22 protein-coding genes and 1 tRNA gene are annotated in these 22,794 nt (G+C 66.3%); 11 read left to right on the forward strand and 12 right to left on the reverse strand.

Annotation, left to right across the window (positions count from 1 at the left end; all coding sequences use genetic code 11):
• The first annotated feature begins 50 nt into the window (after positions 1-50).
• Positions 51-1,004, forward strand: coding sequence for an alpha/beta fold hydrolase (locus AC06E7_RS04380; protein ID WP_217535640.1), 954 nt, complete (start codon positions 51-53; stop codon positions 1,002-1,004).
• Between the two features lie 247 nt (positions 1,005-1,251).
• Here AC06E7_RS04380 and AC06E7_RS04385 read toward each other — a convergent pair whose 3' ends face one another.
• Together AC06E7_RS04385 and AC06E7_RS04390 are read right to left on the reverse strand one after the other, a co-directional pair.
• Positions 1,252-2,217: a hypothetical protein gene (locus tag AC06E7_RS04385; protein ID WP_478063186.1), complete on the reverse strand. Its 966-nt coding sequence runs from the start codon at positions 2,215-2,217 to the stop codon at positions 1,252-1,254.
• Positions 2,214-3,158 carry a LysR family transcriptional regulator gene (locus AC06E7_RS04390; protein WP_478063188.1) on the reverse strand — a complete coding sequence of 315 codons (945 nt, stop codon included), beginning with the start codon at positions 3,156-3,158 and terminating at the stop codon, positions 2,214-2,216. Before AC06E7_RS04390 ends, AC06E7_RS04385 begins: the two co-directional genes overlap by 4 nt.
• A gap of 101 nt (positions 3,159-3,259) precedes the next feature.
• Here AC06E7_RS04390 and AC06E7_RS04395 point away from each other — a divergent pair, with 101 nt between their 5' ends.
• From AC06E7_RS04395 to AC06E7_RS04405, 3 genes are all read left to right on the forward strand, one after another.
• On the forward strand, positions 3,260-3,589 hold the full coding sequence (locus tag AC06E7_RS04395) for a nuclear transport factor 2 family protein (protein WP_478063190.1): 330 nt from the start codon (positions 3,260-3,262) through the stop codon (positions 3,587-3,589).
• On the forward strand, positions 3,586-4,368 hold the full coding sequence (locus tag AC06E7_RS04400) for an SDR family oxidoreductase (protein WP_478063191.1): 783 nt from the start codon (positions 3,586-3,588) through the stop codon (positions 4,366-4,368). The genes AC06E7_RS04395 and AC06E7_RS04400 overlap by 4 nt, the downstream gene beginning before the upstream one ends.
• A gap of 138 nt (positions 4,369-4,506) precedes the next feature.
• On the forward strand, positions 4,507-5,286 hold the full coding sequence (locus tag AC06E7_RS04405; RefSeq protein WP_478063193.1) for an alpha/beta fold hydrolase: 780 nt from the start codon (positions 4,507-4,509) through the stop codon (positions 5,284-5,286).
• A 92-nt stretch (positions 5,287-5,378) separates the two neighbouring features.
• Here the strand turns inward: AC06E7_RS04405 and AC06E7_RS04410 are convergent, their stop codons facing one another.
• Complete coding sequence (locus AC06E7_RS04410) at positions 5,379-5,648, reverse strand: putative hemolysin (RefSeq protein ID WP_478063195.1); 270 nt, start codon at positions 5,646-5,648, stop codon at positions 5,379-5,381.
• A gap of 189 nt (positions 5,649-5,837) precedes the next feature.
• A complete protein-coding gene (locus tag AC06E7_RS04415; RefSeq protein WP_478063196.1) occupies positions 5,838-6,317 on the reverse strand; it encodes a hypothetical protein in 480 nt (159 codons plus the stop codon).
• Positions 6,318-6,643: 326 nt separating this feature from the next.
• On the opposite strand from AC06E7_RS04415, the gene AC06E7_RS04420 reads away from it, so the two are divergent.
• A complete protein-coding gene (locus AC06E7_RS04420; protein ID WP_478063198.1) occupies positions 6,644-6,943 on the forward strand; it encodes a hypothetical protein in 300 nt (99 codons plus the stop codon).
• Between the two features lie 516 nt (positions 6,944-7,459).
• Here AC06E7_RS04420 and AC06E7_RS04425 read toward each other — a convergent pair.
• The 5 genes from AC06E7_RS04425 to dtd all read right to left on the reverse strand — a co-directional run bounded on the left by AC06E7_RS04425 (position 7,460) and on the right by dtd (position 12,175).
• Complete coding sequence (locus AC06E7_RS04425; RefSeq protein ID WP_478063199.1) at positions 7,460-7,906, reverse strand: hypothetical protein; 447 nt, start codon at positions 7,904-7,906, stop codon at positions 7,460-7,462.
• A gap of 200 nt (positions 7,907-8,106) precedes the next feature.
• Positions 8,107-8,182, reverse strand: a tRNA-Ile gene (locus tag AC06E7_RS04430).
• Positions 8,183-8,248: 66 nt separating this feature from the next.
• Positions 8,249-9,466, reverse strand: a complete 1,218-nt coding sequence (locus AC06E7_RS04435; protein WP_478063201.1) for a HipA domain-containing protein — start codon at positions 9,464-9,466, stop codon at positions 8,249-8,251.
• A 328-nt stretch (positions 9,467-9,794) separates the two neighbouring features.
• Positions 9,795-11,645: an RNA polymerase sigma factor RpoD gene (gene rpoD, locus AC06E7_RS04440; RefSeq protein WP_068854157.1), complete on the reverse strand. Its 1,851-nt coding sequence runs from the start codon at positions 11,643-11,645 to the stop codon at positions 9,795-9,797.
• Between the two features lie 89 nt (positions 11,646-11,734).
• A complete protein-coding gene (gene dtd / locus AC06E7_RS04445; protein WP_068854158.1) occupies positions 11,735-12,175 on the reverse strand; it encodes a D-aminoacyl-tRNA deacylase in 441 nt (146 codons plus the stop codon).
• A 72-nt stretch (positions 12,176-12,247) separates the two neighbouring features.
• On the opposite strand from dtd, the gene AC06E7_RS04450 reads away from it, so the two are divergent.
• The 4 genes from AC06E7_RS04450 (at position 12,248) to AC06E7_RS04465 (ending at position 16,502) form a co-directional block, all read left to right on the forward strand.
• Positions 12,248-13,165: a lauroyl acyltransferase gene (locus AC06E7_RS04450; protein WP_095363036.1), complete on the forward strand. Its 918-nt coding sequence runs from the start codon at positions 12,248-12,250 to the stop codon at positions 13,163-13,165.
• 65 nt (positions 13,166-13,230) lie between these two features.
• On the forward strand, positions 13,231-14,367 hold the full coding sequence (gene ribA, locus AC06E7_RS04455) for a GTP cyclohydrolase II RibA (RefSeq protein WP_217537991.1): 1,137 nt from the start codon (positions 13,231-13,233) through the stop codon (positions 14,365-14,367).
• Positions 14,368-14,454: 87 nt separating this feature from the next.
• Positions 14,455-14,976, forward strand: coding sequence for a PH domain-containing protein (locus AC06E7_RS04460; RefSeq protein ID WP_245356735.1), 522 nt, complete (start codon positions 14,455-14,457; stop codon positions 14,974-14,976).
• The gene (locus AC06E7_RS04465; protein ID WP_478063203.1) at positions 14,973-16,502 is read left to right on the forward strand and encodes a PH domain-containing protein; all 1,530 of its coding nucleotides are present in this window, start codon (positions 14,973-14,975) and stop codon (positions 16,500-16,502) included. Before AC06E7_RS04460 ends, AC06E7_RS04465 begins: the two co-directional genes overlap by 4 nt.
• Before the next feature lie 93 nt (positions 16,503-16,595).
• Here the strand turns inward: AC06E7_RS04465 and AC06E7_RS04470 are convergent, their stop codons facing one another.
• On the reverse strand, positions 16,596-17,654 hold the full coding sequence (locus tag AC06E7_RS04470; RefSeq protein ID WP_307107815.1) for a CDP-glycerol glycerophosphotransferase family protein: 1,059 nt from the start codon (positions 17,652-17,654) through the stop codon (positions 16,596-16,598).
• On the opposite strand from AC06E7_RS04470, the gene AC06E7_RS04475 reads away from it, so the two are divergent.
• Positions 17,653-18,474, forward strand: a complete 822-nt coding sequence (locus AC06E7_RS04475) for a glycosyltransferase family 2 protein (protein ID WP_068854164.1) — start codon at positions 17,653-17,655, stop codon at positions 18,472-18,474. The two genes, AC06E7_RS04470 and AC06E7_RS04475, sit on opposite strands and share 2 nt — an antisense overlap.
• A 44-nt stretch (positions 18,475-18,518) precedes the next feature.
• Entirely contained in the window at positions 18,519-19,646 is a 1,128-nt protein-coding gene (locus AC06E7_RS04480; protein WP_449324492.1) for a glycosyltransferase, read from the forward strand.
• A gap of 46 nt (positions 19,647-19,692) precedes the next feature.
• On the opposite strand, the gene AC06E7_RS04485 is transcribed toward AC06E7_RS04480, so the two are convergent.
• Entirely contained in the window at positions 19,693-20,985 is a 1,293-nt protein-coding gene (locus tag AC06E7_RS04485; RefSeq protein WP_449324491.1) for an O-antigen ligase family protein, read from the reverse strand.
• A 70-nt stretch (positions 20,986-21,055) separates the two neighbouring features.
• A complete protein-coding gene (locus AC06E7_RS04490; protein WP_217537988.1) occupies positions 21,056-22,780 on the reverse strand; it encodes an ArnT family glycosyltransferase in 1,725 nt (574 codons plus the stop codon).
• Positions 22,781-22,794 lie beyond the last annotated feature (14 nt).

Genomic DNA, 22,794 nt, shown 5'->3' on the forward strand with positions numbered 1-22,794 from the left:
GGTCCAAAGTAACCCCTGTCGCATCCATCCACCTTTTTGCAGGACACCCCATGAAGACGATCACCCGCACGCTGGCTGCCACCGCTCTCGCTCTCGCCATCCATGTAACTGCCACCGCTTCGGCTGCCGAGCCGGCGCGCCCGAGCGTTGTCGCCGACGAGGCGCGCACGGCCAGCTACATCACCACCGCCGACGGCGTGCAGCTGTACTACAAGGACTGGGGCCCGAAGGACGGTCCGGTGGTCACCTTCAGCCACGGCTGGCCCTTGGATTCGGACAGCTGGGAATCGCAGATGATGTTCCTGGCCAACCACGGCTACCGCGTGGTCGCCCATGATCGCCGCGGTCATGGGCGCTCCAGCCAGCCGTGGGATGGCAACGACATGGACCATTACGCAGACGATCTGGCCACGGTAATCAACACCCTCGACCTGAAGGACGTGACCCTGGTCGGCTTCTCCACCGGTGGTGGTGAAGTGGCGCGCTACATCGGCCGCCATGGCACCGGTCGGGTCAAGAAGGCCGTGCTGATCAGTTCGGTACCGCCGTTCATGCTCAAGACCACCGACAACCCCGGTGGTGTACCGATCGAGGTGTTTGACGGCCTGCGCAAGGCACAGCTGGAGAATCGCTCGCAGCTCTTCAAGGACATTCCCAGTGGCCCGTTCTACGGCTTCAATCGCCCCGGTGCCAAGCCGAACCAGGCACTGATTGATGCGTGGTGGGCACAAGGTATGCAGGGCGGCCTGAAGAACACCTATGACTCGGTCGCCGCGTTTTCGGCCACTGACTTCCGTCAGGACCTCAAGAAGTTCAACGTTCCCACCTTGGTCATCCACGGCGATGACGACCAGATCGTTCCGATCGATCTCGCCGGCCGCATGTCGGCCAAGCTGATCCCGGGCGCGAAACTGATCGTGTATCCGGGTGCACCGCATGGCCTGACCGAGACCCACAAGGACAAGGTCAACCAGGACCTGCTGGCATTCCTGCAGCAGAAGTAACGTCGCGTTCGGCCATTGCCCGCCGTGTTGCGCAAGGCGCCGGATACATATCCGGCGCCTTCATCTTTCCTGCGCACACGGACGGTAATAGCTTATGGCGATGCTGGCGCGCTCGTCCCGGAGTCACCCGACAGAAATCAGGGCGATACCATGGACGACATGGCACAGATCCGAATCACCTACTGATCCGCATGATTGAGCATCGCCGTGCGGCAAACCAGATTGTGCTGCCTGGCATGCAGCAGGCTCAACGCTGAGTCGGCAATCCGGGCGTTGTGTTCACTGCGGGCTTCTGCCTTGCCGCTTCTTCCTTCAGCACTTCCTCGTAAAACGCACGTTCGCGGGCTGCGGCAGCGGCTTGGTCGCGTGCGTCTTCCTCGCGGCTGAGGCGATCGATCTCTTTGTACCCGGCCCATGTCTCCGGCGATATGGTTTCGAGGCGGTTGTCCGCGCGCAGCTGCAGCGACGCGGCAGGCGCCGTAGCCACGGCGAAGTTATCCATCAGCCACTGCTGCCGTAGTTGCGGTGACGCATTCACCAGGTCGGGTTCGGCATAGGTGTCCATCGGCAATATCTGCTCGGCCAGCGTCTGCTGGGAAGAAATGCGTACCAGCCTTACGACCAGGCGCTCCTGCTCTCGGTCCTTCTGGTACACGGCGACAACGTCGCCCTGGATCAGCAGCACGTACCAGTAGCCTGCGATCGGGTAGACATGGAAGGGCGCGTGGCGGACCAGCAGCAGGTTACTGCCCTCATCGTAAAGCGCTGACCATCCCGGCGGCGCCGGGTCGGGCGCGCAGTCGATGCTGCTTTTCATGATCTTCTGAAGATGCACCTCACCGCCACTGGCGGAGAGCCGCGTCGCCCAGCAGCGGGCGCCGGTGTCGTTGTGCGATGCCAGCAGGATGGAGGATGCATCCAGCACCACCACGTCGCTGTGCACGACCGTATCCTTCAGTGCGTCCGGGTCCTGCAGCAACGCTGCGAATCCAGCGTCGGACAGCTTCTCGCCATCCACGTACAGGTCATAGCGGGTGTACTTCCGGTATTCGCTGACATTGATGTCCAGCGTGCTCTGCGTCACCGCCACGACCTTCAGCGGTTCGGCGGACAACACGGTCTCGCGACTGGTCCTTCCGCACGCTCCCAGGAGCAGCGGCACGGCGACGAGAAGGGTGGCCATGCGCGACAACGCGCTGATGCTGGCGCTCATGGAACTCCAAGGGGCTGGGAAGGCGAGGCATGATCGTCACCGCCAAGGTCGCGGTCGAGCAGGCAATCGATGAAGGCGCGCAGCGCAGGACGCAGGTAGCGCCTGCTGGAATAGTAAAGATACAGGCCCGGCACCGTGGGCGACCAGTCGGCCAGCACGCGCCGCAACCGTCCATCGCGCAGGGCCTCGGCGATGCCGTCGTCATTGTAGGCGTACAGGATACCCAGCCCCTGCAGGGCAGCGGGCACCACGATGTCCTGGTGGTTGGAGATCAGCGGGCCCTCGCCGACGTACTCGGCGCGCCTGCCCCGCTTGATGAATTCCCATCCCGCCACTTTTCCGCTGCCCGGGAAACGCCAGTTGATGCAGGCGTGGTTACCGAGGTCATCCGGTGTCCTGGGCTCACCAGACCTGGCGAGGTAGTCGGGCGACGCCACCGCCAGCAATTCGATGTCCGGCGTCAGCCGCACCGCCACCATGTCCTTCTGCAGGCGCCCACCGACCCGGATTCCGGCGTCGAAGCCCTCACCGGCGATATCGGCCAAGCCATCGTCGATCACGATGTCCAGCACCACCTCCGGATGCGCCTGCGCGAACCGGCCCAGGCGCGGGGCGATCACCTTCTTCGCCGCCATGCTCAGCGTGTTGATGCGCAGCGTGCCCGCCGCACGCGCGTTGGCACCGACCGCTTCGGCCACCGCCTGGTCCATGTCGCGCAGCATCGGCGCTATGCGCTCATGCAGCCGGCGCCCGGCTTCGGTGGGCGACACGCTGCGGGTGGTCCGGTTCAACAGGCGAACGCCCAGGCGGGATTCCAGCTGGCGGATGACCTGGCTCAGGGCAGACCGGGACAGGCCCAGGTGATCGGCCGCCCGGGCAAAGCTGGTGCGATCCACCACCGCCACGAAGGCCTTCAGTTCCGCGAATTCAGCGCCGCGCATTGTGCACTGTTCCCTACATGGTCTGATCCGATCATAGGCGATTCTCTTACCCTCCAGATCGGCTCACGCTTGCTCCACCCCGAACCCACTGGAGCACTGCCATGAAAGACCTGAACCTGCCCGAGCCGATAGCCGCCTACTTCCATGCCGACAGCCAGGGCGCCGCGGCCGTGGCCCGCTGCTTCACCCGCGATGGAGTGGTGCTGGACGAGGGCCATACCCATGCCGGGCCTGCGGCCATCGAGGCGTGGAAAACCGATGCCTCCGCCCGCTACAGCTACACCGCCACGCCGCACGCGCTGGAGCAGCATGGCCGCAGCTACCTGGTCACCAGCACCGTGGCCGGCAATTTCCCCGGCAGCCCGCTGGACCTGCGCTACGCCTTCACCCTGGAGCGCGGAAAGATCGCCCGGCTGGAGATCGCGGCATGAACTTCGATCTGCAACTGACCGGGAAGCGCGTGCTGGTGACCGGCGGCACGCGCGGGCTGGGCGCGGCGGTGGTCGAGCTGCTGGCGGGGCTGGGCGCACGCGTGGTGGCAACAGCGCGTACCTTGCCGCACGCGCCCATCAAGGGTGTGCATTACATGGAAGCAGATCTCGCCAGCGCCGAAGGCGCGCGCAAGGCCGGCGAGGCAACGCTGCATCACCTCGGCGGCATCGACATGCTGATCAACGTGGTGGGCGGATCATCGGCACCTGCCGGCGGGTTCGCCGCGCTGGACGATGCCGAATGGGCCAACGCGCTGGATCTTAATCTGATGCCTGCCGTGCGGCTGGATCGCGCACTGCTGCCGACGATGATCGCGCAGGGATCCGGCGTGATCCTGCACGTCACCTCGATCCAGCGCACCCTGCCGCTGCCCGAGGCGACCACCGCCTATGCCGCCGCGAAGGCCGCCTTGTCCACCTACAGCAAGGCACTGTCCAAGGAAGTCACGCCGAAGGGCGTGCGGGTGGTGCGGGTCGCGCCGGGCTGGATTGAAACCGAAGCCTCCGTCGCCTTCGTCGAACGTATCGCGGCCGAAGCACAGACCGATTACGAAGGCGGCAGGAAACGGGTCATGGACGGCCTGGGCGGCATTCCGCTGGGGCGACCGGCGCAGCCGGGCGAGGTGGCCGACCTCATCGCGTTCCTGGTCTCGCCACGCGCGGCTTCGATTTCGGGCACGGAGTACACCATCGACGGCGGGACAGTGCCTACGGTGTGAGGGACGCAGGTCCGGGACGATTTGGACGCCGGATCAAGTTATCAGGACTTTATGCGACCGATCGTTCGCTCGTGGCCGGCAAAGTACCCCTGCCGGCCAACGCCGCTCCCGCAATCCCACCGTCCCGAGGAGTCGTCCATGTTCAAGCTCATCCCTGCAGTGTTCGCGGTCGCCCTGGCGGCCGCCGTCTCCCCCGCCCAGGCCAGCGACGCCGTTCGCGACCAACCGGTGCACAACGTCGTGCTGGTGCATGGCGCCTTCGCCGATGGCAGCGGCTGGCGTGGGGTGTACGACGACCTGACCGCGCGTGGCTACCACGTGTCGATCGTGCAGAACCCGCTGACCTCGCTCGCTGACGACGTGAAGGCCACCCAGCGCGTGCTGGATCGTCAGGACGGGCCGGCCATCCTGGTCGGGCATTCGTGGGGCGGCACCGTGATTACCGAAGCGGGTGTGCACGACAAGGTTGCCGGGCTGGTCTACGTCTCAGCGCTGGCGCCGGATGCGGGCGAGACCACGGCGCAGCTGTACACCGGTTTTGCGCCCACGCCCGAGTTCGTGATCGAAACCGGTAGCGACGGGTTTGGCTTCATCAAGCCCGACAAGTTCAAGGCAGGCTTTGCGCATGACACCAACGATGCGGACGCGGCATTCCTGCGTGATTCGCAGGTGCCGATCAACATGGCGGCGTTTGGCACGAAGCTCACGCATGCCGCGTGGCGCACCAAGCCCAGCTGGGCCGTGATCGCCACCGAGGACAAGGCCTTTGACCAAGCCATGCTGATCCACATGGCCGAACGCATCAACGCGCAGATCACCAAAGTGCCTGCGAGCCATGCCGTAATCATGACCCAGCCGAAGGTGGTGGCCGATACGATTGATCGTGCGGCCAAAGAAGTCGGGAAGAACAACAAGTAGGCCGCTCACAACCATCGGTTGTGAGACACGGGTAGCGCCGGACCGTTGGTCCGGCTAAAGCCAGCTGCCCTTCCGCTCGACGGCGCGGGACTCTAGCTCGGCTTCTTCGGAGAGTCCCGCCGGAACAGCTCCCACTCATCGATCCGTTTGCCGTCCGGCAAGTGGCAGATGCCCCGCTCGTTGCCATCCCGGTCCTTCTCGATCATGACCTTGCCACCGCGCTTCACGCAGTACTCGGACGCCGGGTTGGCCATGCCAACAGGAACACCATTCTCGCGTGCCTCCTGGTTCTGCTGGGAACACCCCACTGCTCCGGCGACCGCGATGACAGCAGCGAGCACGGCAACATTGATGCGACGCATGAGCCATCTCCAGAACTGCCCTATTGGCTCAGGCAGTGTGGAACCGGAGTTGTGAACGTTCTGTAGCAGCACCACCGGTAGCGCCGGACCGTTGGTCCGGCGACTCACCACATAGCCCGCGACAACATGCGCAGGCCGCATTTCCATCATCCGCGCCCCAGCTGGGCAGTCACGGACACCTGCAAGGCCCTAGTGCACCGCCGCAGCCGCCTTGGTGGCCTCCGTAACAGCCGCAGGCGTAAGCGGCGAGTTGTAGACATCCACAACGGAGATCAACGCCAGCAGGTTCCTGATGGTCAGGTCTTCCACAGTTCCCGGGCAGTGCTCCAGGATGTCGATGAGTGCCAGCAGTTCGACGATGCGCAGATCGTAGATGCGCAGCAGCTCGCGGATGACCCGGAAAAGATCCGTCCTGGATACATCGTCCACGCCGATCAACCGGTTGACCAAGGTACCCGGTGCGTGAGGGTGTGCGCTGCGGGTAGAGTGAATGGCACCAATGACATCGCTGAGCGTAAGCGACTCGAACGGCGTGTCGTTGGCAGTCAGATGCTCTTCGAACGTAAGCCAAGTCGAGCTCCCCCACTCCAGGGTATCGGCGATCTGGCCGAAGTAGTGGGTGAAGTCGACGGATGTGCGCGTGGGCGCGGTGAGATTTTCGGATGACATGGCGGGATTCCTCAGTTGAGTTGAGATCCAGCGCCCTGCAACGGGCTGGGCGCTGATGCGCCTTGCTTTTCGGGCTGCAAATCCCGGCCACCGATGTTGCGGTGACGATGCCATCCTGATTCTTGAGAGTGCCGCGCGTCAACGCGGCGGACATCAATCTGTGCGCGGGGTATCAGCGGCCCCCACGAAATGTGAAGCGTGCACTGGCGTCGCCGGCCTTTCGCGACATGGGGCTTGCCACAACTCTCCACGCGATACACGTATGCAGGGGAGGCTGTTCGTGGAAGCATACATTTTCCGCAGCCTGGAGGCATAAGTTCCGCGTTGTGTCGCCTGATGAGTGGAACCGCGGCGTATTCTTCGCCGGTGACGATGATCTGACTCTGGCCAGCGACAACCTGCGTGCAATGGCAATTGAGCAGGCAGGTGGCTACTCACATCAGCAGGTCGCTACCTGGATGCACAACCATGGCCTGGCGCTTGACACCGCCGCCGACGCGCTTGGCATCAGCCGCCGCATGCTGGCGTCCTACCGCAGCGGTGAGCGACCCATTCCGAAGACGGTAGGGCTGGCGATGCTTGGATGGGAGGCTCGGGAGTGCGGGCACCCTGGAGGCGTACGATAAGTCTGGCGCCACGCATCGCGCCGGCGCGTATGGAGCATCGCCCGGCGAATCCTACTAGACCCGTGCCCCCTTGGCCGTTAACGGCGACGCCTTCGCCAGCGTCGCCAGGCCACCATCCACACCCACGCGATGCCCGCGTAAACGAGAGCCGTCAATAACCGACCTGCAGGCATTACGAAGAACATTACTTCGGAGTCAGGCGTGAAGAAGGGCTCACCCATCCAAGTCCCAAGCGGCAGATAGTACGCTTGGTGGAGTATGAACAAGTGCAGGTTATCCAGCAGCGTCGCGCACCACCAGAGCATTGCCGGCAGCACTATCCACGCAGTCAAGAGCAGCCAACTCCATCTCGATGGCGCACGCATCATCGCCCCGCCTTCCTCTCGGATTGCGCCTGGACAGCGCCAACACCGCGCTCCACCTGTGCTTCCATCACAGCTCACTCCTATGTGTCAGGCCTCGCGACCACCCCTTTGACCACCAGACTCCGCATGCCGCGGCCGGACAATTGCGGACCTACCGCTCGACCTCCATTTGCCGCCTTACCTCACGAATGAGCTGCTGTGCAGCTGCATTGGCTTTACTTGCATCGGATCGCCTGGCCGCCTCCAAGGCATCAAGCAGCATTGCATGTCGCTTCGCTGCATCGCTCTCCCGCCTTGCCGCCAAGACAGTACTTGATGCGTAGAAGTACAGCTCGTTCGAATCACCAAGCTCGCGAGCGGTTGCCTTCCACTTCTCGGCAATTTCGTCGCTCCCCGAGAGCGCCTCATAGTGCGCGATCAATCGCCTCACGGATTCGAGATCGCCCTTCTTCGCGGCCGCCTCCACCAATGCACGCTCCTTTTCCGGAATCATGTGCGCATCGCTTGGACTCACGATCTCATTATCGTCGGGGACGCCTCGCTCGCCTTCACAGCCAGCCAGTGCTAATGCAACAGCTATAAGCAACACCACGGGCATTACTAGTTTCATCCTGGCACCGGCCAATGCGGGTAGAAGGGAGAATAGTGATCAGGATTGGACCAGTCAGGGTCTTGCCCGTTACCCCCGACTCTAGGCATGGCCCCCTGTAACCCACTTCCGAGTGAACCAGACCTGTGTTTGGCCAAAACGGCCAACTTATGCCTTCGCCCACAAACATCCCTATCAGAGATCGGATGTGGTGGGCCCACCAGGATTCGAACCTGGAACCAAAGGATTATGAGTCCTCTGCTCTAACCGTTGAGCTATAGGCCCCCGTAGCCCGGAAGTGTAGTGGACCCGAGGCCCGTCTTGCCACTGGGCTACGCGTCCGAAGCGCGATCATCCGAACCGCAGTCCCATTGCGCTGACCCGCCGCGCGTTCTCTTCGGCTACGTCTCGGAGGACTGGGGAGCGCAGCAGGCTCGAGCCCGCCACGCGCTTCCAGAAGTCCACGGCCAAGGGCGCAGCCCACTGCAGGTGTGCTAGCTCTCCGGCGCGCAGCGGTGCCACCGGATTGATCGGAGCTGTCGCACGCAGCACGCCGGTGCGCGATGGAGCCAGCGACATAGGAAGCATGTCGTAAGCCGGGGCAAGCGGCAGCGAACCCCGGTCCGCCAAGTGGAACCCGATGTTCCCCTGGTGCATATCCGAGTTGCCGATCAGGCGTCCGAAGGCATGGAGCTGCGCCATTCGGGTTGCGGTTACTGGCGTTACCCAGCCCAATGCTCGGAGCTGCTCGCCCGCGCTCCCCCAGTCTGCGGTTACGTCACCTACGAAGGCAGAAGACAGCGATATCAGCGAAACGAAGCCTAGCCGGCCCAGCAGGTTTGGAGTGCGGTCGAAGCGCCGCACCTCCAGGAAGGTGTAGTCGCTGGTCTGGATGAGTTCCGAGGCGGCTGCTTGGATGCCGGCGTCCCGGAGGCATTGCAGGGCCAAGTGCTCACATACGAGCAGGTCGGCCCAGCGTTCGGCGGCCTCCCCGTCGGCGGCCCGCGAAAACTTGACCAGTACGGCATCGCACTGCCCGTCATCTTCGACTGTTGCGGTGAACTTTGGCTGCTCGCCGCCGGGGCCGAGGCACGCCAAGGTACCTGCCATCACGGCGGCCGCACGCTCGGGATAGGCCTGCTGGCGCGTCGCAGCGCGCACGAGGTCGGGCGGAGCCTCTCGAGACATCAGCGCTGCCTGCAGGGCGTTTTCGCCGGGGATGATGTCGCCTTGCCTGGTGCCTCCGGTATGGGACAGCATTTTGAGTAGAGATCGTGGCCCAGAGCGTTCCGGGTCCAGTGGCATCCCGACGTCGTGGCCGTGGTGCCTTGCGTACGCCCTGCCCAGATAGCCCTGTGGGCGGAGGTCGTCCAGAAACCACGGGAGGCCGGGGAAGGTGCCGGGGTCGCCGCCATCCGGTGGGCAGATGAGATTCGGGCGGTTTGCCGTGACGTGGACCTGGACGGTGTCGCCCGGTTGCGGAACGGCGTGTCCAAGCCGTTCCACGGTGCCGTCCGGGCGCAGCCGGAACAGCGGGTATTCGTCATCGCCAGGGCGGAAGAGCGTCATTGCCGCAGCGTGGTGGACGCGGGCCGGTGCTGCTATTCAATTCATTGAGTCAGTGCGCCGCGCCGGAGAGGTCAGTGGCGCAGGCGGGACAATTGGCGGTGCGGATGCGTGCGATCTTCGGTTGGGGTCATGCGTTACCGTGCTGATGGGCGAGGTCGGCGGTCGTTTGGGAACCGACCCTACCCTCCCCAGCATTGAACGTGTTGCGTGCCCGCAGCCGGCGCGGCAGCGCGATGGCGGGGGACCCGTTCGGTCCACTGATTGCGGCAGGAGCCATAAAAAAACCCCGCCGAAGCGGGGTTTTTTCATTTACGCGACTGCCTGGAAATCAATCGATGTCCAGGAAGCTGCGCAGCTGCTCGGAGCGGCTCGGGTGGCGCAGCTTGCGCAGCGCCTTGGCTTCGATCTGGCGGATGCGCTCGCGGGTGACGTCGAACTGCTTGCCCACTTCCTCGAGGGTGTGGTCGGTGTTCATGTCGATGCCGAAGCGCATGCGCAGCACCTTGGCTTCCCTCGGGGTGAGGCCAGCCAGCACGTCACGCACGGTTTCCGACAGGTTGATGTTGGTGGTGTTCTCGATCGGGGACTCCACGTTGGTGTCCTCGATGAAATCGCCCAGATGGGAATCCTCGTCGTCGCCGATCGGGGTTTCCATCGAGATCGGCTCCTTGGCGATCTTCATCACCTTGCGGATCTTGTCTTCCGGCATGTCCATTTCCTTGGCCAGCTCCTCCGGCGTGGCCTCGCGGCCGTACTGCTGGAGCATCTGGCGGGAAATGCGGTTCAACTTGTTGATCGTTTCGATCATGTGCACCGGAATACGGATGGTGCGCGCCTGGTCGGCGATCGAACGGGTGATGGCCTGGCGGATCCACCAGGTCGCATACGTGGAGAACTTGTAGCCGCGGCGGTATTCGAACTTGTCCACGGCCTTCATCAGGCCGATGTTGCCTTCCTGGATCAGGTCGAGGAACTGCAGGCCGCGGTTGGTGTACTTCTTGGCGATGGAGATCACCAGGCGCAGGTTGGCCTCGACCATTTCCTTCTTGGCCTTGCGCGCCTTGGCTTCGCCGTAGGCCATGGCCCGGCTGATTTCCTTCAGCTCTTCCAGCTCCAGCGAGGTGTTCTTCTCGATGTCGATGGTGGCCTGCTGCTCGGCAATGATCTGGTCCTTGACGTCACGCAGGGCCGAAGACCACTTCTGCTTGCGCTTCAGTGCGTCTTCCACCCACTCCAGGTTGGTCTGGTTGCCTTCCCAGGAACGGATGAAGTCCTTGCGCGGCATGCGGGCGGTCACGGTGGCCAGGTTCAGCACGCGGCGCTCGTGGCCCTTGATGTCGGCCATCACGTCGCGCAGCTGCTTGACCAGCACGTCGGTCAGCGGCAACGGCAGCTTCAGGGTGACGAACACGGCGGCCATGTCGTCGCGCAGCTTGGTCAGCGGCTTGCGGTCGGCCTTGGTCGCCGCCTTCTTGAAGGCAGCGTAGGCAGCAGCCAGCTCGGCCATGCGGCGGGCGACTTCTTCCGGGTCCGGACCGGTCGGGCCGGCTTCTTCTTCGACGTCGTCGCCGTCTTCTTCGTCTTCGTCGGCGTCCGCATCGGCGTCGTCGCTGGTGTCTTCGGCCACGACCGGGGCCGGGACTTCTTCCACCAGGTCGTTGAAGCCGACGATCACTTCGGCCAGGCGCTTCTTGCCTTCCTTGTGCGCTTCGTAATCGGCCAGCAGCGATTCCACCGACACCGGGAAGGTGCCGAGTGCAGCCTGGACCTGGCCCAGGCCTTCTTCGATGCGCTTGGCGATGGCGATTTCGCCTTCGCGGGTCAGCAGCTCCACGGTACCCATTTCGCGCATGTACATGCGCACCGGGTCGGTGGTGCGGCCACCTTCGGTGTCGAGTGCGCTCAGTGCGGCGGCAGCTTCTTCGGCCGCGGTGTCATCGACTTCGCGGTTACCGGTGTTGCCGTCGTTGAGCAGCAGGGTTTCGGCATCGGGCGCAACTTCATGGACATCAATGCCCATGCCGTTGATCATGCCGATGATGTCTTCGATCTGCTCCGGGTCGACAATGTCGTCGGGCAGGTGGTCATTGACTTCGGCGTAGGTCAGGTAGCCCTGTTCCAGGCCCTTGCTGATCAGAAGCTTGATGTCGTTTTGCTGGGCAGGACGTTCGTTGGCCATGTAGTGCTCGCGCCACCGGCAGGGATAGGGAATAGAACCTAGCATTATACCAGCCCAGCGCCCCTCGGGCCCGGGCGGTGGTCCCGGGGTCAGGGTCTGAGCAGGAAGGTCACCGGACCATCGTTGATCAGGCTGACAACCATATGGGCACCAAACTGACCGGTTTCCACCCCTGAAACGTGCTTTTGACGACAGATCTCCACCAATCTGTTGAATCCACGTTCAGCCTCGTCAGGCGGCGCGGCGGTACTGAAGCCCGGGCGCATCCCGCTCGCTGTGTCTGCCGCGAGGGTGAACTGGCTCACCAGCAGCAGGCCGCCCCCTGTCTCCCCCAGGGATCGGTTCATTTTCCCGCTCTCATCTGCAAACACACGGTAACCAAGCAGGCGATCGGCCATCCGCCGGATCTGGGCCTCGGTATCGCCCGGCTCCATGCCTACCAGGGCCAGCAGGCCTGGGCCGATCTGGCCGACCACGGCGTGGTCCACGCTGACGCTGGCTTGGGTAACGCGCTGGATGAGGACAAGCATGGTGGGCATTTCCGGTAAACGTGGCGCCCTACCTTAGGGGTTGGGCGCACGCACCGGCTAGACTTTGCTCCGATGAAACCGCAAACCACCGCCCGCCTGGCCTACCGCGCCGCTGCCCTGTTCACCCGCCTGCCCTGGTCCTGGCTGCGCGGCTTTGCCCATGGCCTGGCCGGGCTCTGGATCGCCCTGAACGCCCGCGAGAGCCGGGTGACCCGGCGCAACCTGGAGCTGGCCTACCCCGAGCTGTCGGCCGAGGACCGCGCCGCCCTGCACAAGGCGGTGCTGCGCTCGACCGCGCTGCAGGCGGTGGAAACACTGCGCCTGTGGACCCGCCCGCGCGACCGGAACCTGGCCCTGCTCACCGAACGCCATGGCGAGGCGCTGTACGACGCGGCCCTGGCCAGCGGCAAGGGCGTGATCGTGGCCGCCCCGCACTACGGCAACTGGGAGCTGCTCAACCAGTGGCTGGCCTCGCGCGGGCCGATCGCCATCGTCTACAAGGCGCCCGATGAAGCGGTGGGCGATGAATTCCTGCAGCTGGTCCGGGGCGGCAGCAACGTGCAGCAGGTCCGGGCCGAAGGGCCGGCGGTGCGCCAGCTGTTCAAGGTGCTCAAGGACGGCGGCGCCACCGGCATCCTGCCGGACCAGCAACCCAAGGCCGGCGATGGCGTGTTCGCCCCGTTCTTCGGGGTGGAAGCGCTGACCATGACCCTGGTCAACCGGCTGGCCGAGCGCACCGGGGCCACGGTGCTGTACGGGTGGTGCGAACGCACCGGGCCGGGCATGCAGTTCGCCCTGCACATCACGCCGGCTGACGCCGCCGTGGCCGATCCTGACCCGCGCACGGCCGCCAGTGCGCTCAATGCCGGCATCGAGGCGATTGCCCGCCGCGATCCGGCCCAGTACCAGTGGACCTACAAGCGTTACACGCTGCGCCCGCCGCACAGCGACGAAGTGGACCCGTACGCCACCGACCGACATCCGCACTGAGCGCGACGCTGCGTCGCATCGGCCACGATTGAATCGGCGCCTTCCGACCCCACTGTGAAACCACGATGTCCCCCACGGCCCCTGCCATGTCCCCAGTTGCTTCTTCCCCGTTCGGCGATCCGGCCGCGATCCGCTGCGAGCGCGCGGTGGCCGAACTGCGTGCCGGCCGCCCGGTGGTGATCGATGACGGCCACGGCCAGCGCCTGGCCTTCATCGCCCTGGACAGCAGTACGCGCAGCAGCTACACCGCCTTTGCCGGGGTGGCCGCCGGGCAGCATTACCTGTTCCTGACCGCCACCCGTGCGCGGGTGCTGGGGGTGGCCGCCGAAGACGGCGCACGCGTCCCGCTGGCGGGGGTCGACTTTGATGCACTGCCCTCGCTGAGCTACCTGCGCGATGCCGAGCCGATGCCGGCCGGCTGGACCGCCGGGCAGGCCCTGGATGAGGGCGCGGTGGAAATCGCCCGGCTGGGCCTGCTGCTCCCGGCCATGGTCGGGGTACTGCTGGCCCCGGGCGATGCCCGCTTCGACAGCTGCGCGCAGGTATCGCTGTGCGACCTGGCCCAGGGCGCCGAGCAGGCCGCACACGCCTATGAACTGGTGGCACGCTCGCCGGTGCCGCTGCGCGAAGTGGGCATGACCGAATTTGCGGTGTTCCGCGGCGGCGTGGCCCAGCGCGACCAGGTGGCGATCATCGTGGGCAACCCCGATCTTGCCGGCGTGGTACCGGTGCGCGTGCATTCCTCGTGCCTGACCGGCGATCTGTTCGGCTCGCTCAAGTGCGACTGCGGCGACCAGCTGCGGCGCGGGCTGCGCAAGCTCAAGGAACTGGGCGGTGGCGTGCTGCTGTACCTGGACCAGGAAGGCCGCGGCACCGGCATTGCCGCCAAGATGCGCGCCTACGGCTACCAGCACGATGGGCTGGATACGATCGATGCCGATGCACAGCTGGGCTTCGGCGCCGACGAGCGCCGCTATGGCAGCGCGGTGGCGATGCTGCAGGGCCTGGGCGTACAGCGCGTACAGCTGCTCAGCAACAACCCGACCAAGGCCCAGCGCCTGCGCCATGCCGGGATCGAGGTGGTGGACTGCGTGCCGGTGACCGGCGACATCACCGCCGAGAACGAGCACTACCTGCGCACCAAGGCCGAACGCGCCGGCCACCTGCTGGATGTGGACGCGCTGATCCAGGCCGCGCAATAGCCCGCGCCAACCTGCTACCGTCTGCGCGACGGGCGCAGCCGACCTGATGTGGACGCCCGGCATGTTTCCTCCTGCCGAGCGCTTGCCTTGTCCGACCCGTCCCCTGCCCCGTTGCCGTCCCCGCCCCCCCTGCCCGACCAGGGCACGTGGCAGCCGCTGCCGCTGCGCGCGGCCACCATCGCCGGCGTGGCCGGTGCCATCACCGGTGCAATTTTCATCGGGGGCGTGCTCGGCACGCTGTGGGTGGTCTTCGACCTGCCGATGCGCTGGATCGCGGGACCGGCCATGCTGCTTCCCGGCGCGCTGATCGGCGGCGTCTTCGGCTTCCGCCGGCAGCGCCGCACGTGGTGGCGGCTGGATGCGCAGGGGCTGGGCGTGCGCCGTGACCTGATGTGGCAGCTGGAGACCCGGGTGCCGCTGTCGCGCGTGCAGCACCTGGACCTGCGCCGTGGCCCGATCGAACGCACCGCGCGGCTGTCCACCCTGGTGGTGCATACCGCCGGCAGCCGTTTCAGTGCGGTGTCGCTGGCCGGGCTGGACCAGGCCGATGCCGAGCACCTGCGCGATACGCTGGGGCGCCAGCTGGACCAGGACGACGACGCCCTGTGAGCACGCCCCTGGCTGACGACGGCGCCCCCGACCAGCGCCTGCATCCATGGTCGTGGCTGTTCGTGCTGCTGATGCAGCTGCGCCAGTTCCTGCTGCCGCTGGTAGCGCTGGTGGTGTTCGGTGGCCGCGGCGACAGTGACCAGGAGGAGATGTGGTCGAACCTGGCGGCGCTGGTGGTGATCGTGGTGCTGGTGGCCGTTTCCATCCTGCAGTACCTCACCTTCCATTACCGGATCGGCCGCGATGCGATCAGCGTGCGCAGCGGCGTGATTTCACGCAACCGGCGCGAGATACCCTTCGCACGCATCCACAACGTGGTGGTCCACCAGAATCCGTTGCACCGGCTGTTCGGCGTGGCCGAACTGCGCCTGGAATCGGCCGGCGGGAACCGGCCGGAGGCGGAAATGCGCGTGCTCAAGCTGGACCAGGCGCTGGCGCTGGAGCAGCTGGTGCGCCAGCGCGGGCAGCAGCAGGTGGCCAGCGGGGATACGACGGCGGTGCAAACCCCCGACGTCCCGGCCGAAGATGTCCTGCTGCAGCTGGGTACCGCCGATGTGGTGCGCGTCGGGCTGTTGTCCAATCGCGGCTGGGTGGTGGTGCTGGCCGCTATCGGTGCGTCGTACCAGCTGTTCCCGCGCGGCGCGGTCGACGACGCCATTGAACACGGTGGCCGCCAGGCGTTCGGCTATGCCAGCTCCCTGCACCCGGCCACCTGGGTCTGGGTCGTGGCGGCACTGGTAATGGTGATCGGCTTCTGGGCACTGCTGCGGGTGTTCTCCGTGGCGTTGGCGCTGCTGCGCTATCACGGCTTCCGGCTGACCGAACACGAGCGCCGCCTCACCGTGGCCAGCGGCCTGCTCACGCGTATGCGCACCAGTGTGGCGCGCCGGCGGATCCAGGCCTGGACGCTGCGCGAAACCGCGCTGCAGCGCTGGTTCGATCGCCGCCACCTGCGCATCGATATCGCCGCCGGTGTATCCACCGATGGCGAACGCCGCGACCTGCGCGAACTGGCGCCGCTGGCAACGCCCGAGGCCTGCAACACGCTGGTGCAGCACCTTCTGCCGCAGCTGCAGTGGCCACCGGCGCAGTGGCGGCCGGTGCCGCTGCGCGGCTGGTGGCGGTTGTGCCTGCCGGCCCTGGTGATCGTGCCGCTGCTGGCTGCCGGTGCCGTGTGGGAAGTGGGGCCGTGGGGCGCGCTGGTGCTGGCGTGGCTGCCGTGGTCGGCGCTGCGCGCACATCGCACCATGGCGCACATGGGCTGGCACCTGGATGCGCGTTACGTGGCCGTGCGTGGTGGCTGGTGGCAGCGCTGGTGGCGGTTTGCCGAGCTGGACAAGCTGCAGGCGCTGCGGCTGGGCCGCTCGCCGCTGGACCGGTGGCTGCGCACGTCCAGCGTATGGCTGGATACGGCGGGGGCAAGCGGCAGCATCGCGTTGTGCCTGCGGTATCTGCCGGAAGCCGAGGCGCGGGCGGTGTTTGAACAGCTCAGCGCCGCGCTCGGGGAACGTCGGCTTCCGTGGTGAGACCGGACGTGCATGGCTTGTTTACGTGCGCAGGGGCATGGCTTTGACACGCATGGCGTGTCACTACGAGCCTTGGTCGCTCGGGCGGCTTCGTTATCGCTTTGAGGGGCCCCAATAGCCCAGGTCCCTGCGGATCTGCAGGCCGCGCGTCCACGCGCCGAACGGCTTGCGCTTCAGGGTGCCCATCTCGCCCGCCAGGAAATCCTCGGTGGCGGCGATTACGCGCTCGCTGGAGCGGCCGTCTCGCCACGGGTGGATGTCGTCGGCGTAGCGGCGGATCTCCGCCATCAACGCCGGCTCCGGGTGCAGCGCGCGTGCCAGCATCGCCGGCAGCTGGGCCGGATCGTCGAAATCGATCATGTGCGGCTGCGGGACGCGGTTGCGGAAGGTCACCACGGGTTTGTGCTGCACCACGAACTCGGAGACGATCGAGGAGGTGTCCGACACCAGCACATCGGCGGCGCGCTGCGCGGCCATCACCTGTTCCGGTTCGATGAAGGCGGCGTTGGCGCCGGCCAGTGCGCGGTAGCGCGCGAACAACTCCGGCGGGCACTTGGGGTGCAGGGTCAGCAGCCAGTAGTGGCCGCCCCGTGCGATGTCCCCGGCGATCTGCTCGTAGAGGTGCGGGGCCGCACTGAGGCGCTCGGTGAATGTGGAGCCGAACAGGATCACCGGCCGCCCCTGCGCGGGCGCGCGCAGCGCCGCACTGGCGCCGCCGTCGTCCAGGAACAGCGGGTCGAGCTTGGGCCAGCCGGTCTCGGCTACCGCGAAGTGGCCCTCACGTGCGGCCAGCTCGCGGAACGGGGTGGTGGTGGCCGGGCCCTGGGTGCAGTACAGGTCGAACAGCCCGCGTACGCGGAAGTGGCCACGGGCACTGTCGCGCTTCTGCACGTTGAAGCCATGGAAGACCTGCACCTTGGCCCCGGCAATGAACGGCGGCACCCAGTTGGCCGCGCTGAACACCGCACGCGGGCGCAGCGCCAGCGCCTGCTGCAGGCCAACGTTGGGCACGCCTGGCAGGCTGGCCCCGGCCGCTCCGTCGGCAAACCACGCCGACACCGATTGACCGGAGGCGTGCAACGCCTGGGCCAACGGGGCGAGAATAGGCAACGCATAGCGTTCCGTCGCAAACAGCAGGTACTCGGCCATCATGTCCTCCACGACCGCTCCCGTTGAACGGCCTCGCATCTCGGCCTGCATTATCGCGTTCAATGAAGCCGACCGCATCGGCGACTGCCTGGCCTCGCTGGCCTTCTGCGATGAGGTCATCGTAGTGGACTCATATTCCACCGATGCCACGGTGGCCATCGCCACGGCCGCCGGGGCGCGGGTGCTGCAACGCCCGTTCGACGGCTTCCGCAGCCAGAAGGCATTCTGCGTGGCGCAGGCCACGCACGACTGGGTGCTGTGCCTGGATGCCGACGAACGCATCAGCGACGACCTGCGCGCAGCGATCCTCGCCGCCCAGGCGGTGGGCTTCACCGGCCACCATGGCTACCGCTTTGCCCGGCTTTCCGAGTACTTCGGCAAGTTCCTGCGCCATGGCAATGCCTACCCGGACAGGGTGCTGCGGCTGTTCGACCGCCGCCACGGCGGCTGGCGCGGCAAGCGCGAGATCCACGAAGCAGCCAGTGTCGATGGCAGCGTGGGCACCCTGCGCGGCGACCTCATCCACTACCCCTACCGCTCACTGGAACAGCAGCTGGCCAAGACCCAGCGCTATGCGCGGATGATGGCCGAGCACGAGTTCGCGCGCGGCAAGCGCGCCACGCTGGCCAAGCTGGTGCTCGCCCCGGCGTGGCGGTTCTGGCGGGGGCTGCTGCTGCGCGGCGGTTTCCGCGATGGCTGGCATGGCCTGGTGTATGCCTACGTGCGCGCCAACTACGTGCGGCAGAAGACCATCATGCTGTGGATGCTGCAGCACGGGCAGCCGGTCAGCGATCCGCCACGGGACGTTGGCGACACTCCCTGAACACGGGTATGTCAGACTTTGGGGGCGTATTACCGAAGGCCCCCATGAAGATCCTCTACACCAACTTCCACGCCGGTGATGGCGGTGGGCACACCACCTACCTGGCGTCGCTGGCGCGCGCACTGTCGCCGCGCCATCAGCTGTTCATGGCCGCACCCGGCGGCAGCCGGATACTGCGGGTAGTGCGCCAGGAGCGCATCGCCGAGCCGGTGGAGATCGCCTTCAGCAGCGGCCTGGCCACGCTGGGCCGCCAGTGGGCAGACCTGCGCACGCTGCGCGGGCTGATCCGCGAGCACGCCATCGATATCGTGCATGCCAACGGCGCACGCGATCACCGGGTGGCCATGGAGGCCGTGGCGGGTCTGTCCCGGCGGCCCAAGCTGGTGTTCACCAAGCACAACAGCAAATCCAGCAACACCTTCGGCAATGCCGTGCGTGCGCGCTGGGGCACCGACCGGGTGATCGCCGTGTCCGAACACACCCGGCAGATGCTGCTGCACAGCCCGTACCGGCACTGCCCGATCGACGTGGTGCGCAACGGGGTGGACCTGCAGCGCTTTTCGCCGGTTGCGCCCGCCGATGGCGCGGCGCTGCGCGCGCGCTGGACCCTCGACCCGGATGCGCTGGTGCTGGTGAGCAACGCCGGCACCGATGGCCACAAGGGCTGGATCGACCTGGCCCGCGCCATCGCCACCCTGCCCGAGCCGCTGCGCGGCAAGGTGCACATGGCCGTGGCCGGACGCGAGCCCGACCCGCTTCTGGTGGCGGAAGTGGAACAGCTTGGCGTGGCCGGGCAGGTGCATTTTGCCGGGCTGCTGGAAGACATCCGCCCGTTCGTGGCCAGCGGCGATGCGGGCTTCGTGCTGTCCTACGATGTGGAAACCATCTCGTTTGCCTGCCGCGAAATGATGGCGATGGGCAAGCCGGTGATGGTCAGCGATTACGCGGGTTTGCCTGAGAACATCACGCATGGGCACAACGGCTGGATCGTGCCGGTGCGGAACGTGGCAGCCATTGCCGCGCAGGTGGTGGCGCTGTATGAGCAGCGGCAGACATTGCCGGCCGTCGGCCAGGCCGCGCGCGCGCATGCGGTGGAAGCGTTCGGGTTGGAGACGTTCAGTGCGTTGACTGAAGCTTGTTATGTGGCGGTGTTGGGTGGGGCAGCCGATTAACAGCCGACTAACAGTCGGCTCTACACGTCGGCTCTACACGTCGGCACTACACGTCGGTTGGGGCGCGCAGGCGCAGGGGGTCGGACAGGGCCAGGAAGAAGGCGATCCAGGTGGCGTAGAACGAGGCGGTGCGCATGTCGCGGAACATCATTTCGGTCAGGCCGAACACCGCAAAGCCCACGCAGATCATCAGGCCCGCACCGGCGAACAGGCGGGTGGGCCGGTCGGTCACGCCCAGCCGCAGGCGCCTGGCGAACACCCAGCCCGGCGCGATGTAGAGCAGTACCAGGCCCAACCCGCCCAGCACGCCGTAGGTGGCCAGGAAGTACAGCAGGTCGTTGTGGGTTTCGCCGAAGTCGCGCGCCACCGTCGGTGTGACCTGCTTGGCCTCGGCCAGCTTCGCCAGCTCCTCGCGGAAGCGGTCGCCGCCTCCCACGCCGAACAGCGGCTCGCTGCGGATCATGTGGCCGGCCGCGCTCCACAGCTGCAGGCGGATGCATACCGAGGTATCGGAGAGGTGCGCCACCTGGCACTGGTCGAACTCGCTCACGCCAAGGTGGATGCGCTCACGCATCGAGGCATCGCTGGCCACGATGATGCCGGCCAGGCCCAGCAACAGCGCAGCGGACAGGACCTTGAAGCGGTTCATGCGGCGACCCTGCACCAGCAGGGCGATGAACAGGAAGAACGGAATGGCCAGCAGGCCGCCACGGGTCTGCGTGGCCAGGAAGGCCCCGATACCGGCGATGCCGCTGACCAGCTTGAGTGCGAATTCGGTGCGGCGGAAGCGGGTGATGCGCAGGCCCAGCAACAGGAAGGCGATCACCGAGAACAACAGGGTCAGGTCGCCGTAGGTGACGGCGTTGAACTGGCGGGTCGCGGGGCGCGCACCGGTACTCAGCACCAGCCAGGCCACGTTGATCACGGCATACCAGATGCCGGCGAGCAGGCCGAACGCGGCATGGACCAGCACAGGGCGCGGCACGCGCAACGCGGCGGCGAGAATCAGGCCCACGGTGAGGAAACGCACCGCCTTTTCGGTTTCCGACCCCTTCCAGATGCCATGCACGGCAAGGCTGGTCAGCACGCCCAGCAGCATCACGCCCATGCCTGCCACCATCCAGAGGTACTCGCGGCGGTTGTCGCACCAGACGGTGCCGAGGGCCGGGCGACGCACCCAGGCCAGCACGATGAAGCTGAGCAGCACCAGCCCGTAATAGCCCGCGCTGCCGCCGTCCATCGTGGACATCAGCAGTACCGGCGACAGGCCAAGCGCGATCGTGAACACCCAGGCCAGGACAGGGTGGACGCCGGCGGTACGGGGAAGCGCGTTGTTCACGTTCAATGCGACTCGGGCGGAGCGGGCGGCATTGTCGCTGATCGGTCGGGAATGATCCATGAGCGCAGGGTCAGTCCTCGCCCTCTTCCTTGCCCTGCTCGCGGCGTATCCGCGCCAGGTCCACGGCACTGGGCTGGCAGGGCCCTGCGAACGCACGGGCCGGTACCAGCCACCAGCCCCGCCGGTTGGCCACCCCCACGCGCTCGGCCTGGGCCCGGTCCACGCAGGCCAGCAGTGCGGCCTGCTGCACGAGCAGCCAGCGCTGCTCGGGCGCCTGTGCCTGCCATGCCCGGCCGTCCTGCAGCTGCAGGTACCAGCGCCGCTTGAAGCCGAAGGTGCGCACCGGCCGGTCGGACATGAGCAGGTTCTGTTCCTTCCAGCCCACCAGGCCCAGCTCGGCATCCGGGCCGATGCGCTGGCCCACCTGGTACATCAGCCCGCGCGCCGAACTTGAATCGTTGAACAGCGGGTAGCCCACCAGCCCGTAGGCCACCCATGCCATGGCCAGGATCGACACCACCGCCAGGTGGAAACGACGCGCACCGCTGAACACCAGGCTGACCACGCCCCAGCTGCCCAGTGCGATGCCGACCCAGCCCAGCGCGGCGGTCACCGAGGTGTCGATGCCGCGCTCAAGGATGAGCTTGCGCTCGAAGCTGGGCTCACCGCCGAGCATGGCCACGCCGATCCCCAGCAGCGCGACGGTAAGCAGGAGCGCGAAGCCGCCCAGCACCCATTGCACGTCGCGCCGCCGCAGCAGGCCCGGCAGCAGCGGTGCCAGCGCCAGGCAGAACATCGGCAGCGCCGGCAGGATGTAGACGTCGCGCTTGCCGTGCGGAATGGAGAAGAACAGCACGATCAGCAGCCACCAGCCCAGCAGCAGCAGGTAGCGCGGGTCGCGCCGGCGCAGGCGTCGCCACCAGGCGGGAATCGCCCATGGCACCAGCAGGAACGCCGGGACCCACATGGACGGCATGGTGGCCAGGAAATACCACCACGGCTGGTGGTGGTCCCAGGACTGCGCGTAACGCTTGGCGGTCTGCCGGAACAGGATATCGTTCATGTACGCACGGTATTCGGCCGAGCCGCTGGCGGTGGCGGCCAGCACCATCGGCACCAGCCACAGTGCAATGGCAGCCAGGAAGGCCAACGGCCCTACCCAGAACCGCCAGTTGCGCAGGTCGAGCCGGACGCGCGGCCACCCCATGGCGACCGCGGCCAGCGCCGGTACCAGCATGAACAGCGCCAGCACGCCCACGCCCTTGGTGATCACCCCCAACCCGGCGGCGAACCAGCCCAGCCACCACCAGCGCCAGGCCGGCCCGCACAGCAGGTGGCGCAGCAGGCCGTAGTTGGCCAGGGTGATGAAGAACACCACGAGCGGGTCGATCTGGGCCTTCTTTGCCTGGAAGGTGAAGTGCACCGCGAACAGCAGTGCCCAGGCGGCGTACAGGCCCACCTTGCGGGTCCACAGCCGGCGCCCAAGGTCATACACGCAGGCCAGCGTGCCCAGCGACGCCAGCAGGGTGGGCAGCAGGAACGCCACCCGCCAGTCGCGCAGCACGGTATAGAGCACGGCCTGCAGCCACATCAGCATCGGCGGCTTGTCCGAGTAAAGCTCGGTGCCACGGTGCGGGAACAGCCAGTCCCCGCTGAGCACCATCTGCTTGGCCACCAGCGCAAAGCGCGGTTCGTCCGATGGCCAGGGATCGCGCATGCCCAGCCCTGCCCCCAGTACCAGCAGGGCCATCAGCGCAAGCAACCAGAATTCCCGGGATTCGCGTGTTTTCAGCATGGGCGCGATTCTAA

This window comes from Stenotrophomonas sp. Steno-Z4 (genome assembly GCF_056393145.1).